At 70.7% G+C, this 13,220-nt stretch carries 13 protein-coding genes; 7 read left to right on the plus strand and 6 right to left on the minus strand.

Annotated elements, in window-relative coordinates; genetic code table 11:
- Together JOL79_RS30425 and JOL79_RS30430 are read left to right on the plus strand one after the other, a co-directional pair.
- On the plus strand, window positions 1-695 hold a 695-nt coding region (locus tag JOL79_RS30425; RefSeq protein WP_210159372.1), incomplete at its 5' end, for an AAA family ATPase.
- Window positions 696-1,289: 594 nt separating this feature from the next.
- Entirely contained in the window at window positions 1,290-2,225 is a 936-nt protein-coding gene (locus tag JOL79_RS30430) for a sugar phosphate isomerase/epimerase family protein (protein ID WP_210159373.1), read from the plus strand.
- Window positions 2,226-2,285: 60 nt separating this feature from the next.
- Here JOL79_RS30430 and JOL79_RS30435 read toward each other — a convergent pair whose 3' ends face one another.
- Window positions 2,286-3,152, minus strand: a complete 867-nt coding sequence (locus tag JOL79_RS30435; RefSeq protein WP_307848819.1) for an iron-sulfur binding domain-containing protein — start codon at window positions 3,150-3,152, stop codon at window positions 2,286-2,288.
- A 137-nt stretch (window positions 3,153-3,289) separates the two neighbouring features.
- Here JOL79_RS30435 and JOL79_RS30440 point away from each other — a divergent pair, with 137 nt between their 5' ends.
- Window positions 3,290-3,994, plus strand: coding sequence for a hypothetical protein (locus JOL79_RS30440; RefSeq protein ID WP_210159374.1), 705 nt, complete (start codon window positions 3,290-3,292; stop codon window positions 3,992-3,994).
- Window positions 3,995-4,024: 30 nt separating this feature from the next.
- Here JOL79_RS30440 and disA read toward each other — a convergent pair whose 3' ends face one another.
- The 5 genes from disA to JOL79_RS30465 all read right to left on the minus strand — a co-directional run bounded on the left by disA (window position 4,025) and on the right by JOL79_RS30465 (window position 8,329).
- Window positions 4,025-5,134 (minus strand): DNA integrity scanning diadenylate cyclase DisA, encoded by a 1,110-nt coding sequence (gene disA, locus JOL79_RS30445; protein WP_210159375.1) that lies wholly within the window; start codon window positions 5,132-5,134, stop codon window positions 4,025-4,027.
- A gap of 60 nt (window positions 5,135-5,194) precedes the next feature.
- The gene (radA, locus tag JOL79_RS30450; protein ID WP_210159376.1) at window positions 5,195-6,622 is read right to left on the minus strand and encodes a DNA repair protein RadA; all 1,428 of its coding nucleotides are present in this window, start codon (window positions 6,620-6,622) and stop codon (window positions 5,195-5,197) included.
- 136 nt (window positions 6,623-6,758) lie between these two features.
- Entirely contained in the window at window positions 6,759-7,082 is a 324-nt protein-coding gene (gene trxA, locus JOL79_RS30455; protein ID WP_210159377.1) for a thioredoxin, read from the minus strand.
- Window positions 7,079-7,459 (minus strand): MerR family transcriptional regulator, encoded by a 381-nt coding sequence (locus tag JOL79_RS30460; protein ID WP_210159378.1) that lies wholly within the window; start codon window positions 7,457-7,459, stop codon window positions 7,079-7,081. The genes trxA and JOL79_RS30460 overlap by 4 nt, the downstream gene beginning before the upstream one ends.
- 171 nt (window positions 7,460-7,630) lie before the next feature.
- Complete coding sequence (locus JOL79_RS30465; protein ID WP_210159379.1) at window positions 7,631-8,329, minus strand: class I SAM-dependent methyltransferase; 699 nt, start codon at window positions 8,327-8,329, stop codon at window positions 7,631-7,633.
- 205 nt (window positions 8,330-8,534) lie between these two features.
- Here JOL79_RS30465 and JOL79_RS30470 point away from each other — a divergent pair, with 205 nt between their 5' ends.
- From JOL79_RS30470 to JOL79_RS30485, 4 genes are all read left to right on the plus strand, one after another.
- Window positions 8,535-9,350: a sugar phosphate isomerase/epimerase family protein gene (locus JOL79_RS30470; RefSeq protein ID WP_210159380.1), complete on the plus strand. Its 816-nt coding sequence runs from the start codon at window positions 8,535-8,537 to the stop codon at window positions 9,348-9,350.
- Window positions 9,347-10,168, plus strand: coding sequence for a class I SAM-dependent methyltransferase (locus tag JOL79_RS30475; RefSeq protein ID WP_230985769.1), 822 nt, complete (start codon window positions 9,347-9,349; stop codon window positions 10,166-10,168). Before JOL79_RS30470 ends, JOL79_RS30475 begins: the two co-directional genes overlap by 4 nt.
- Window positions 10,165-10,896 (plus strand): TetR/AcrR family transcriptional regulator, encoded by a 732-nt coding sequence (locus JOL79_RS30480; RefSeq protein WP_210159381.1) that lies wholly within the window; start codon window positions 10,165-10,167, stop codon window positions 10,894-10,896. The genes JOL79_RS30475 and JOL79_RS30480 overlap by 4 nt, the downstream gene beginning before the upstream one ends.
- A gap of 81 nt (window positions 10,897-10,977) precedes the next feature.
- A complete protein-coding gene (locus tag JOL79_RS30485) occupies window positions 10,978-13,101 on the plus strand; it encodes a (Fe-S)-binding protein (protein WP_307848820.1) in 2,124 nt (707 codons plus the stop codon).
- The last annotated feature ends 119 nt before the right edge of the window (window positions 13,102-13,220 follow it).

Consider the following 13,220-nt stretch of genomic DNA (forward strand, 5'->3'; position numbering starts at 1 on the left):
GGCAGCTGACGGAGAAGGTGCGGCGGAAGCCGTTCTCTGTGGTGCTGTTCGATGAGATCGAGAAGGCTCATCCGGACATCTTCAACTCGTTGCTGCAGATCCTGGAGGACGGTCGGTTGACCGATGCTCAGGGTCGGGTGGTGGACTTCAAGAACACGGTCATCATCATGACGACGAACTTGGGGACGCGGGATATCTCCAAGGGGATCGGTGTGGGGTTCGCGAAGGCGAATGACGCCGAGTCGAATTATGATCGGATGAAGGCGAAGGTGCAGGAGGAGCTGAAGCAGCACTTCCGGCCGGAGTTCCTGAATCGGGTGGATGACATTGTGGTGTTCCATCAGCTGACGCCGCGGGAGATCATTCAGATCGTGGATCTGATGTTGTCTCAGGTGGATGAGCGGTTGCGGGATCGGGACATGAGTTTGGAGTTGTCGGGGGCTGCGAAGCAGTTGCTGGCGGATCGCGGGTATGACCCGGTGATGGGTGCTCGGCCGTTGCGGCGGACGATTCAGCGGGAGTTGGAGGATGTCCTGTCGGAGAAGATCTTGTATGGGGATCTTCGGGCGGGGCAGGTCGTCAAGATCGATGTTGAGGGTGAGGGCGATGCCGCCACGTTCACCTTCGTCGGCGAGACCAAGCCCGCGTCGGTCCCAGACTCGGCGGCCGCGATCGTGGCGCCGATCCAGCACTGACACGCTCCAGATCCGCACGCTCCACACCCGCACGCGTCGGGGCTGACGGGCTGGGACGCTGACGCCGCCAGGACGGCGTCGGCGCCGGCCCCACCCGACCGGGGCGCGAGTCGGACTGAGCCAGACCGAGGGGCGTCCTCCCACCCGGGGGACGCCCCTCGGCCTATCTGTGGCCGGGCCGAGCAGCTCTGCGGGTGCCCTCGATCGGTTTGGGACCGGCGCCAGGGCGGCCCCATCGGCGGTCAATGGTCGGATGACTGCCCCGGATTCGCCTCCAGGTGATTTCTCACCTGGAGCGCGTCTTTTACGTGAGATCCGGTATGCCGCCACCATACGTAGTACTACACTCTGTAGAGTCAGCCGCGTCTGTCGTATGGACACGTTCCTTGGCGCGGCCCCATGTTTCCATGTCATCCGCGCGGCGTACCGGACAATCCGCTGCGGGGCGGACGCGGAAACCAGAGCCCGCAGGGAAGGCTCGGCGAAAGCCGGGCCGGAGCCCGCGGGCAGGAGGATCCGTGTTCCTCGTGGTCCGGTCCCGGACACGAGGGCGAGCGGGGGTCCGGTAGTGCACAAACGCCTGGGAGGCACCTGATGCGCCTGTTGCATGACGACGGGACGCTTGTTCACCTGGCCTACAACGCGGGGGTGCACCCCGCGGAGGACCTGGAGAACCTGATCGCCCACCTCACTCGTTACGCCGTTCCGGTGCGCAGGAGGCTGGGCGTCGACCGGCTGGGTATCGGCCTGTGGCTGGCCCCCGCCGTCGCCGACCATCTCATGGCCGACCGGATCGAGCTCGTCCGGCTCCGGCGCAGCCTGGAGGAGCGCGGACTGGAGGTCGTCAGCCTGAACGGCACGGGTGGCCGCAACCAGGACGTGCCGGGCCCCGACTGGGCCAAGCCCGAGCGGTACCGGTACACGATGGCGCTGTCCCGGATCCTCGCCTTCCTCCTGCCGGACGACGTGCAGTCGGGCAGTATCTCGACCATCCCCATCGGCTGGCGCCGCGACTGGCCGAGCGACCTCCACTCGATCGCCTCCCGCCGGCTTGAGCGCCTGTCCCGCGAGCTGCGCGGCCTGTACAGCGTGACAGGCAAGATCATCCGGGTCGGTTTCGAGCCGTGGCCCGGCTGCGTCCTGGAGACCACCGAGCAGGCGCTGGCGCGCGTCTGCGACATCGACTCCGAGCACCTCGGGGTGTGCCTGGACGCCTGCCACCTGTCGTGCGGGGCCGAGGAGCCGGACGCGGCGCTGCGCGGGCTGGCCCTCGCCGGGGCGCCGGTGGTCAAGATCAACCACGTGCACCATCACGGCCAGGAGATCCCGAGCACCCAGCCCGTCATCCACGACACGCTGAACGCCCTCCTCTCCGGCACGGTCAGCGGGACCGCTCACATCGAGGTCGAGGCGCACGACGGCACCGCTCCCAAGTCGAAGGGCCCGGCGGCGCTGGTGGCCAAGCTGGCCGACGAACTCGACTGGACTCGCCGCAACCTCACGTCGCTGGGTCTCAAGCTCGCCGCCTGACACCTCGCCGCCTGACACCTCGCCGGCCTGAGGCCTCGGCTCCCTCGCGGCCGACCGCCCTCAGCCCGGCAGGCGGTAGGTGCCGTCGGGGAGCACCTCGGCGAGCCCGTCGTCGAGCAGCCCGTCGAGCGCCCGCTCCCGCTGCACGTGATCGGCCCAGACGGCGTCGAGCGCGTCCTTGGGCACGGGTCCGTGCGCCTCTCTGAGGACGGCGAGCAGACGGCCACGGCACTGCCGGTCGGTCCCGGCGTACGTCTGGCCGTGCCGCGCCGGGCCGTCGTGGGGCGGTCGCCCGGCCAGCCGCCAGGCGCACTGCGAGACGACGGGGCAGTGGTCGCAGCGCGGTGAGCGCGCGGTGCACACCAGCGCCCCCAGCTCCATGATCGCGACCGCCCAGCGGGGTGCGCCCAGAGGCGGGATCAGCCCCTCAGCCAGCCGCCGTTCCGCCGAGGTGGTGGCCTTGGGGGGATACTCCTCGCCGCGTACGGCTCTCGCGAGCACCCGCCGCACGTTCGTGTCGAGCACCGCGTGGCTGCCGCCGTACGCGAAGCTGGCGACCGCGGCGGCCGTGTAGTCCCCGATGCCGGGAAGGGCGCGCAACTCGTCGTACGTGGACGGCACCCGGCCGTCGTGCTCCGCGGCGATGGCCCGGGCACAGGCGTGGAGGTTGAGGGCGCGGCGCGGATAGCCGAGGCGGCCCCAGTGGCGCACGGCCTCGCCGGGGGACTCCTTCGCGAGCGACTCGGGGGTCGGCCAGCGCTCCATCCACTCCAGCCAGATCGGCAGGACCCGCGACACCGGGGTCTGCTGGAGCATGATCTCGCTGACCAGGATCCCCCAGGGAGTGGCGTCCGGACGTCTCCACGGCAGGTCGCGGTTGTGCTCGGCGTACCAGTCGAGGATCGGTTCTCTCAGTGAGGCGGCCACTGTCCGACCCTATCGCCGCGCATCGCCACCCAATTCCGGAAAGGGCCGGACGGGATCGGGGCGGTGTCGTCACCGGGAACGACAAAGACGCGGCGAGTCTTTTCCCCCTGCGGGCCAGGGATCAGCATACTGTCCGCATGGATCCGGACACGTTCCGTGGTGATGTCGGTGTCGAGGGGGCGGACGTCTACTGGCGCCGCCGGGTGTCCGTGCTCACGGGGATGCTCGTCGTCGTGGCGGTCGTGGCGTGGGCGTGCAGCAGCGCGTCCGGTAAGCCGGACAGCCGGGCCGCGGTGAAGGCGACCCCGGGTGCGGGCGAGTCGATGGTCGTGGCGCTGCCCCCCGGCCTCGCCTCCTCGATCCCCTCACCCGTCCCGTCGGCCCCGAGCGGCAGGCCCAGCCCGTCCGGTTCGCCGGGCGCGTCGGCCAAGCCCGAGCGGCCGCGGCGTCCGGGTGACCCGTGCGACACCAAGGACCTCGTCCTGGCCGTGCAGAGCGGTCAGGACGTCTACAGCAAGGGCGTGATGCCGACCTTCCTGGTGACCATGGTCAGCACCGGCCGCCTGGACTGCACGGTCGACGTCGGTCCCCGGACGCTGGAGATGCGTGTCCTGTCGGGTGGGGAGCGGATCTGGTCGACGGCCGACTGCGTGGCGGGCAGCGGCGTCGACCGGCAGATGCTCCAGCGGGGGATCCCCTACGTGCGGACGATCAGGTGGGACCGGCATCGTTCGGGCACGCAGTGCGACGCGAAGCGGCCGGCCGCCGACGCCGGAACGTACATCGTCACGGCGCACGCCGGGCAGATCAAGAGCTCGAAAGTCGTCTTCCACCTGCGCTGAACAGGCCGAACGTGCCCGCCCGTGCCTGCGTCACAGATAGCGCTCCAGGATGGACGACTCGGCCAGGCGGGACAGGCCCTCCCGTACGGTGCGGGCCCGCGCCTCGCCGACGCCTCCGACGGTCTGCAGATCGTCGGTGGTGGCGGCGAGCAGCTTCTGCAGGCCGCCGAAGTGGTCGACAAGCCGGTCGACGATCGCGCCGGGCAGCCGGGGCACCTTGGCGAGCAGCCGGAAACCCCTCGGGCTCACGGCGGTGTCCAGCGCGTTCGCGTCCGTGTGGCCGAGGACGGCGGCCACCCGGGACAGATCGAGCAGTTCGGTGGCGGACAGCCCGTCGAGATCGCGCATGGCCCTGGCGTGGTCGGCGGTGTGGTCGGAGCGGCGGCCGGCCGGGCCCGGCGTGTAGTCGCGGACGATCTGCTCGCGGTCCGGCTCGACCCCGGCGATCAGCTCTTCGAGCTGGAGGGCTATCAGCCGTCCGTCGGTGCCGAGCTCGACGACGTATCCCTCGATCTCGCCGGCGATGCGCCTGACCATCTCCAGCCGTTGGACGGCGGCCGCCACGTCGCGGACCGTGACCAGATCCTCGATCTCCAGGGCGGACAGCGTGCCGCAGACCTCGTCGAGGCGGTGCTTGTAGCGCTCCAGCGTCGCGAGGGCCTGGTTGGCCTTGGACAGGATGGCCGCCGACTCCTCCAGCACGTAGCGGACGCCGTCGAGATAGAGCGCGATGATCCGCATGGACTTGCTGATCGAGATGACGGGGTGGGAGGTCTGCCTGGCCACCCGCTGGGCGGTGCGGTGGCGCGTGCCGGACTCGTCGGTGGGGATGCCGGGGTCGGGCACGAGGTGGACGGCCGCCCGCACGATCCGCAGGTGGCCGCTGTCGAGCACGATCGCGCCGTCCATCTTGGCGAGCTCGCGCAGCCGGGTGGCCGAGAACTCGACGTCCAGCTCGAAGCCGCCGCTGCAGATCGTCTCGACCGCGCGGTCATAACCGAGGACGACGAGACCCCCCGTGTGGCCGCGCAGGATGCGTTCGAGCCCGTCGCGAAGGGCCGTACCCGGTGCCACCGCGGCCAGTACGGCTCTCCTGCGATCGTCGAATCCCTTGTCGCTTCCCTTGTCGCTGTCCAGCACGTGACCCCCGCGGTCGGACGGCTCGATGGGCCTCCGCAGTCTACCGGCGTAACGGAACGTTCACCTGAGGTGCGTGAGAGCGTCCCAGACGTTCTCCACCTCGGTGACCTCGAACCCCGGAAGGAACGCCGAGGTGCGCGGGCCGCGGTCGCGCAGGGCCACGAGATGCCTGCGGGAGCTGGGACTCTGCAGCTTCGGCGACTCGTCCTCCAGCGACCCGGCGGGGACGATGGCCCGGGTGAAGCCCAGCCGGGACGCCTCGGCCAGCCGCCGCCGGACGTCGCGCACCTGGCGCAGCTCCCCGGCGAGGCCGACCTCGCCGAGCGCGACCAGGCCGTTGGGCAGCGCCTTGTCGCCCGCCGCGCTCACCACGGACAGCATGAGGGCCAGGTCGACCGCGGGGTCGGTGAGCCGGATGCCGCCGACGGTGGCGGTGAAGACGTCGCATTTGCCGATCTTGGCGTTGAGCCGCCGCTCCATCACGGCGAGCACCATCGCCACCCGGTAGGAGTCGAGCCCCGAGGAGGTGCGCCGCGGCTGCGGCGCCTCCGTCGGGCCGACGAGGGCCTGCAACTCGGCGGGGATCGGCCGGGTGCCCTCGATGGTGACGGTCACGCAGGTGCCGGCCACCGGCTCGGCGTGGCGCGAGACGAACAGCCCGCTGGGGTCGGCGATGCCGGTGATGCCCTTCTCGTGCAGGTCGAAGCAGCCGACCTCCTCAATGGGCCCGAACCGGTTCTTCACCGCGCGGACCATGCGCAGCCGGGAGTTGCGGTCGCCCTCGAACTGGAGGACGACGTCGACGAGGTGTTCGAGCACCCGGGGGCCGGCGATCGTGCCGTCCTTGGTCACGTGGCCGACCAGCACGGTGGCCATCGCGTGCTCCTTGGCCAGCCGGGCCAGGTTGCCGGCGACCTCGCGGACCTGGGTGACGCCGCCGGGGACGCCGGAGACCTCGGCCGAGCCGAAGGTCTGCACGGAGTCGACGACGAGCAGGCGGGGCCGTACCTTCTCGACGTGGGCCACCAGGGCGGCCAGGTCGGTCTCCGCCGCGAGATAGAGCCTGTCCTGGACGGCGCCGATCCGGTCGGCCCGCATGCGGACCTGGGCGGCGGACTCCTCCCCGGTGACGTAGAGCACAGTCTCGTCCTTGGCGGTGTGGGCCGCGGCGTCGAGCAGCAGGGTCGACTTGCCGATGCCGGGCTCGCCGGCCAGCAGGACGACCGCTCCGGGCACCAGGCCGCCGCCGAGGACGCGGTCGAGCTCGGGGACCCCGGTCGAGCGGGCGTGCACCTGTTCGGCCTTGACCTCGCCGATCGGGACGGCCGGCGCGGAGACCGGTCCGGCCTTGGCGACATGGACCCCCTGGCGGGCGCCGGCCTCCTCGACCGTGCCCCACGCCTGGCACTCGCCGCACCGGCCCACCCACTTGACCGTGGTCCAGCCGCACTCGCCGCACCGGTACGCGGTCTTCGTTGCCTTGCTCACGACGGGGAGGGTACCTGCCCGCCCCGACAATGACAGCCGGGTCGGCGGGACTGGGGATCCCGCGCCGGTGACCCGCCGCCCGCGATCGCCCCGCGGCCCCGGCCGTCAAGTGCCGTCGGGTGTCCGACGGTCGCCGTCAGGTCAGGTCGACGTGCCCGGAGAGCGCGCCGAGCAGCTGCCGCTTGGGCCGCGCCCCCACGATCTGCTGCACGACCTCGCCGTTCTGGAAGAGATTGAGGGTGGGGAAGCCGAGCACGCCGTACCGCTGGGCGATCTCGGGGTGCTCCTCGGCGTTCAGCTTGGCGACCGTGAGACGGTCGCCGTACTCCCGGGAGATCTCCTCCAGGATGGGCGCGATCATCTTGCAGGGCGGGCACCACTCGGTCCAGAAGTCCACCAGCACCGGGGTGCCGCTCCGCAGCACCTGCTCGTCGAAGTCGTCCGCCGTCAACGTGATCATGATTCTCCTCTTCGTGTCACCAGGCAGCCCGGGCACAGGTCGGCCAGCTGGGCGGCCACCTCGGCCCGGCGGGCCAGGAGGGCGCGGATGTCGCCGTCGATCTCGGCGAGCTTGCGCCGGTAGACCGCGACGGACTCCGGACAGGAGCCGCCCGACGGGTGCCCGGAACGCAGGCACTCCACGAACGGGCGGGTGTCCTCCAGGGTGAAGCCCACCGCGAGCAGCCCGCGGATCTCGGCGACCAGCCGGACGTCGGCCTCGTCGTACTCGCGGTAGCCGTTGGCGCAGCGGCGGGCCCGGATGAGCCCCTGCTGCTCGTAGTAGCGCAGCGACCGCGGGCTCACCCCGGCCCGCCGCGCGAGCTCGCCGATCCGCATCGGTCCTCCTCGGCCTCCCTGGCTTCCCCGGCCGTTCTCGGCCGCGCCGGCCCTCCGCGCCCGACGGTAGGCGTTGACACCGGTGTCAGGGTCAAGTCCTCCGGGGCGGCATCCCTTCCCGGCGGGCCACAAGAGGGCCGGTCGCGGTTCGGCAGCGGGCCGGAAGCGGGGTCAGAAGAGGCGCCAGCGGAGCACGTTGGGGTAGAAGATCTCCAGGCCGTCGGTCTCCCCGGCCGCCGCCCTCGCCACCTCCGGCGTGAACTCGATGCGCAGCACCGCCTCCAGGTCGGCCCGGGAGGCGAACGACATGCGCAGGTCGAGGTCGCGGCGCTCCCAGCCCCGGCGGGACCAGAACCGCTCGACCGCGTCCGGGGAGTAGGAGGGCACCGACATGCGGAACCAGCGGCCGAAGGCGCCACGGGTGCCGTCCAGGTCGACCACGAAGGCCGCGCCCCCGCGGCGGATCACACGGGCCAGCTCGGCGAGGCCCGGCTCGCATCCCGGCCCGAAGAAGTACGCCCAGCGGGCGGTGACCACGTCGACGGACGCGTCGGGCACCGGGAGCGCCTGAGCCGTACCGGTCCGCACGGCGACGTTGGGCAGCCCGGCGCAGCGGGCGGCGGCCCGCGCGGCGAGTCCCGAGTGGGGCTCCACGCCCACGACGCGGGCGGCCGAGGCGGCGAGTCCCGGGAGGTGGAAGCCGCTGCCGCAGCCGATGTCGAGCACGGCCGCGCCGTCCCAGCCCCGGACGGCACGCATGGCGGCCTCGACGGCTCCCTCGGGGCCGACCGCGCGGTTTTCCAATTCGTAGACGTCGGGGGAGTTCCAGATGTTCGGGCTGGGTACGGCCCCACTCGCGATCCGCGGCATGTCACCCACGATAGTTGGCGATCTTGGTTACATCACTGTGGCGTAGCGTCATCCGGGGCCACTCCCGCTTAGTCTGGATCCGTGAACGGGCGCAAGGTATCGACGGGCGGCACGGCCGTGACATCCGGCCGGGCGCGTCCGTGGCGTGCCCTCCGGAGGTTCCGGGGACGTGATAAGACCCCGGCCACGGGGGAAGGCAGGCGTCATGAGTAACATCCGCGTGCCCAACCCGAAGGTGGCGCTGTCGACCGCTTCGGTGTATCCGGAGCGGACGCCGGACGCCTTCGAGCTCGCCGCCCGGCTCGGCTACGACGGCGTCGAGATCATGGTGGGGCAGGATCCGGTCAGCCAGGACATCGAGGTGCTGGAGCGGCTCAGGGACCATTACTCGATCCCGATCCTCGCGGTGCACGCGCCGTGCCTGCTGGTCACCCAGCGCGTGTGGGGCCGCGATCCCTGGCTCAAGCTGCGGCGCGCGCGGGACGCGGCCGAGCGGCTGGGGGCCCAGACAGTGGTGGTCCACCCGCCGTTCCGGTGGCAGCGCGACTACGCCCGTGAGTTCGAGACCGGGCTGGCCCGGATGCGCGAGGAGACCGACGTCCTGTTCGCCGTGGAGAACATGTTCCCGCTGCGGGCCAGGGGCAACGAGGTCGTGCCCTACGCGCCCGACTGGAACCCGGTCGACTACGACTTCCCCCACGTGACCCTCGACCTGTCCCACACCGCCGTCTCCGGCTCCGACGCCATGGAGATGGCGACCAAGCTGGGCGACAGGCTCGCGCACCTGCATCTGGCCGACGGCGTCGGCACCACGAACAAGGACGAGCACCTCGTGCCCGGTCGCGGCAGCCAGCCCTGCGCACCCCTGCTGGAGCGGCTGTCGGGGAACGGTTACCGCGGGCTGGTGGTCCTGGAGATCAACACACGGCGGGCGGTCAGCCGCTCCGAACGCATCGAGGACCTGACGGAGGCGCTCGCCTTCGCCCGGAACCACCTCCCCGCGTCCACGAAGACCGCATGAGCGCAGGCGCGGAGGCCACGCGGCCCGGCGGGGCCGTGAGCGAGGGGCTCGACGCGGGCCATGTGGTCTTCGAACGGGTGGCCGAGGCCTACGACGCGGCGCGGCCGCACTATCCGGAGGCGCTCTACCTGGCTCTGGAAGAGCTGTCCGGAGTCCGGCTGGCCGGCGCACGGGTGATCGACGTCGGCGCGGGCACCGGCATCTCGACCAGAGGGCTCCTCGATCGCGGCGCGCGGGTCGTGGCCGTCGACCGCGGCGGCCGGATGCTCGGTGTCCTGTGCTCCCGCACGGAGTGCGCCGCCCTGCTGGCGGACGGCAACGAGCTGCCGTTCCGGGACGGCGCGGCCGACCTGGTGACCTACGCGCAGGCGTGGCACTGGCTCGATCCGGCCCTGTCCGTGGCCGAGGCCGTACGGGTGCTGCGCCCCGGCGGAGCGGTGGCGGGCTGGTGGAACACGGTCGACGCGGGCCGGGCCGACTGGCTGGCGGCCTACCAGGTGCGGCTCGCCGAGTCGTGCGACGGATACGTCGGCCCGGCGCTGCCCGGCTGGAGCATGCCGCCGATCGCCGAGACGATGGAGCTGGCCGGGCTCACCGTGGCGCGTACCTGGGTGGGGTGGACGCGGTCGGTCCGGCTCGACGACTTCCTCACCGACCTGAGGTCGCACTCCTACGTCGCCCGGCTGGACGAAAGGGACGCCGAGGAGCTGGTGGCCCGGGAGCGGGCCGAGCTCGGCCGGGTCTTCCCCGACGGCAGGCTCACCGTCCCCATGCGGGTATACCTGGCGACGGGACGCGCGGAGGCGCCGGTCGTATGAAGGGGGACGTCATCGGGGATCAGCCCACCGGACACGGCGCGAACGCGGGTGGAAGCCCGGGTGGGGGCTCAGCCGGAGGCGGAGCCGCGTCGGCCGGAGGCGGAGCCGCGTCGGCCGGAGGCGGAGCCGCGTCGGCCGGCGGCAGGAGGCGTCCGGGACGGCCGCCGGGGCGGCGGCAGGGCGCGGCCGACACGCGCGCCGAGATCCTGGCGGCGGCCCGCAGGGTGTTCTCCGAGAAGGGCTTCGACAAGGCGACGGTCCGCGGCATCGCCCGCGAGGCCGGGGTCGACCCCGCCCTGGTGCACCACTACTTCGACACCAAGGAGGGCGTGTTCGTGGCGGCCATGCGGCTGCCGGCCGACCCGGCCGCGGTGGTGCCCTCGATCATCGCGGGGCCGCGTGACGAGGTCGGCGAGCGGGTGGTGCGCTTCATCCTGACCATGGTCGACGATCCGGTCGCCCGGGAGCAGATCCTCGGAGTGATGCGGACGGCGGTGGCTCACGAGCAGGCCGCCGCGATGGTCCGCGAGTTCTTCACCACGGCCGTACTCGGCCGGGTCGGCGAGGCGCTGGGCGTTCCCCCGCTGCGCATGGAGGTCGCGTTCTCGCAGATGTTCGGGCTGGTCATGATGCGCTACATCCTCCGGCTCGAACCGCTGGCCTCGGCGGACGCCCGCGAACTGATCCCGCTGGTCGCCCCCACGATCCAGCGCTACCTGTCCGGGTAAGTTACTGACCGGTATACCATTCTGTGTGTGCCGGTAACCGGCGGTCCCGCCGGCGGCCAACCGCGGATCTGGGAGGAACCCGTGCTCTGGGTAGCGATAGTCGGGCTCGTCATGACCGTCGCGGCGGTCGCGCTCGCGGGTCGCCGCGTGCTGTTCCTCTACCGGCTCGCCGTGGCCGGCCAGCCCGCGCCCGAGCGCGTCGAGTACGCCAGGGCGAACGTGGGCGCCGAGGTGAAGGCCCAACTGGTCGAGGTGTTCGGCCAGCGGAAGCTGTTGAAGTGGACGCCCTCGGGCACCGCGCACTTCTTCGTCATGTGGGCGTTCTTCATTCTGGCCACCGTTTATCTGGAGGCGTACGGCTCACTCATTCAGGGCGCGATCACCGGTAAGCCCGATTTCCACATCCCGATCATCGGGACGTGGCCGATTCTCGGTTTCCTCCAGGACCTCATCGCGGTCGCCGCGCTCGCCGGGATCATCGCGTTCGCGGTCATCCGGCTGCGCAACTCCCCGCAGAAACTGGGCCGCGGCTCCCGGTTCTCCGGCTCCCACCTGGGCGGCGCGTGGCTCATCCTCTTCATGATCTTCAACGTGATCTGGACGATGTTCCTGTTCCGGGGAGCGGCGATCAACACCGGGAACTTCCCGTACGCGTCCGGCGCGTTCGCCTCGGAACTGGCGGCGAAGGTCCTGCCGACGAGTGAGGTGCTGGAGGGCACGGGGCTGCTCCTGCACATCGGCGTGATGCTCGTCTTCCTCGTCATCGTGGTGAACGGCAAGCACCTGCACATCTTCACCGCGCCGCTGAACGTGCTGTTCGCCCGCCGTCCGGACGGCCTGGGGGCCGCCCCGGTGATGCGCAGCGGCGGCAAGGTGCTCGACTTCGAGGAGGCCGACCCCGACGTCGACGTCTTCGGCCGGGGCAAGATCTCCGACACCACCTGGAAGGGCTTCCTCGACTTCTACACCTGCACCGAGTGCGGACGTTGCCAGTCGCAGTGCCCGGCGTGGAACACCGACAAGCCGCTGTCGCCGAAGATGCTCATCCTCGACCAGCGTGATCACGCGTTCGCCGTCGCGCCGTACCTGCTGGCGGGGGAGAAGGAGCGGGAGGGGTTCTCCGAGGACGTGCTCGCCCTGCTCGACAAGCCGCTGGTCGGCGAGGACGGGGTTATCCACCCGGACGTGTTGTGGTCGTGCACCAACTGCGGCGCCTGCGTCGAGCAGTGCCCGGTCGACATCGAGCACATCGACCACATCCTCGACATGCGCCGTTACCAGGTCATGATCGAGTCGTCGTTCCCGTCCGAGGCGGGCGTGATGCTCAAGAACCTGGAGAACAAGGGCAACCCGTGGGGGGTGCCCGAGACGAAGCGGGCCGAGTGGATCGAGGAACTGGCCTCCGCCCCCGACGGATCGGGGTTCGAGGTGCCGATCGTCGACTCGACGATGCCCGAGGACGTGGAGTACCTGTTCTGGGTCGGCTGCGCCGGCGCACTGGAGGACCGGGCCAAGAAGACCACCAAGGCGGTGGCGGAGCTGCTGCACATCGCCGGGGTCAAGTTCGCCGTGCTCGGCCCGATGGAGGCGTGCACCGGCGATCCGGCGAGGCGGCTGGGCATGGAGTTCCTCTTCACCATGCTCGCCCAGCAGAACATCGAGACCCTCAACGAGGCCGGGGTCAAGAAGATCGTGGCCACCTGCCCGCACTGCTTCAACACCCTGGCCAACGAGTATCCGCAGCTCGGCGGTCACTACGAGGTCGTTCACCACACCCAGTTGCTGTCGCACCTGGTGGAGACGGGACGGCTCACCCCGATCACGCCGATCGACCAGAAGATCACCTACCACGACCCCTGCTTCCTCGGCCGGCACAACAAGGTGTACGCGCAGCCGCGCGACATCATGGCCAAGGTGCCCGGCGTACAGACGCAGGAGATGCACCGCTGCAAGGAGCGGGGCTTCTGCTGTGGCGCGGGCGGCGCGCGCATGTGGATGGAGGAGCGGATCGGCAAGCGCATCAACACCGAGCGGGTGGACGAGGCGCTGACCACCGACCCGGACACCGTCTCCACCGCCTGTCCCTTCTGCCTGGTGATGCTGGGCGACGCCATCAGCGAGAAGAAGAACGCGGGACAGGCCAGGGAGACGCTGGAGGTCGTCGACGTGGCGCAGCTCCTCATCAAATCCGTCAAGCAGGGGTAAAGCATTCTTTGCCGGTACGGAACACTAATTGTCGGAATATCGTGTCAACGCGTCAGAAGCAGATGACTATCCGGCCACCATCGACAATGGGTTTCTCCACATAACAGGAAAATCACGGT

Origin of the sequence: Microbispora oryzae, assembly GCF_017896165.1 — a bacterium.
GTDB classification, from domain to species: Bacteria; Actinomycetota; Actinomycetes; order Streptosporangiales; family Streptosporangiaceae; genus Microbispora; species Microbispora oryzae.

What these genes read in the sequence shown, in the direction of transcription:
- JOL79_RS30480 (WP_210159381.1), top strand. Translation starts at nt 10,165, where the DNA reads ATGAAGGGGGACGTCATCGGGGATCAGCCCACCGGACACGGCGCGAAC.
- JOL79_RS30460 (WP_210159378.1), bottom strand. Translation starts at nt 7,459, where the DNA reads ATGCGGATCGGCGAGCTCGCGCGGCGGGCCGGGGTGAGCCCGCGGTCG.
- JOL79_RS30430 (WP_210159373.1), top strand. Translation starts at nt 1,290, where the DNA reads ATGCGCCTGTTGCATGACGACGGGACGCTTGTTCACCTGGCCTACAAC.
- JOL79_RS30440 (WP_210159374.1), top strand. Translation starts at nt 3,290, where the DNA reads ATGGATCCGGACACGTTCCGTGGTGATGTCGGTGTCGAGGGGGCGGAC.
- JOL79_RS30465 (WP_210159379.1), bottom strand. Translation starts at nt 8,329, where the DNA reads ATGCCGCGGATCGCGAGTGGGGCCGTACCCAGCCCGAACATCTGGAAC.
- JOL79_RS30470 (WP_210159380.1), top strand. Translation starts at nt 8,535, where the DNA reads ATGAGTAACATCCGCGTGCCCAACCCGAAGGTGGCGCTGTCGACCGCT.
- trxA (WP_210159377.1), bottom strand. Translation starts at nt 7,082, where the DNA reads ATGATCACGTTGACGGCGGACGACTTCGACGAGCAGGTGCTGCGGAGC.
- JOL79_RS30475 (WP_230985769.1), top strand. Translation starts at nt 9,347, where the DNA reads ATGAGCGCAGGCGCGGAGGCCACGCGGCCCGGCGGGGCCGTGAGCGAG.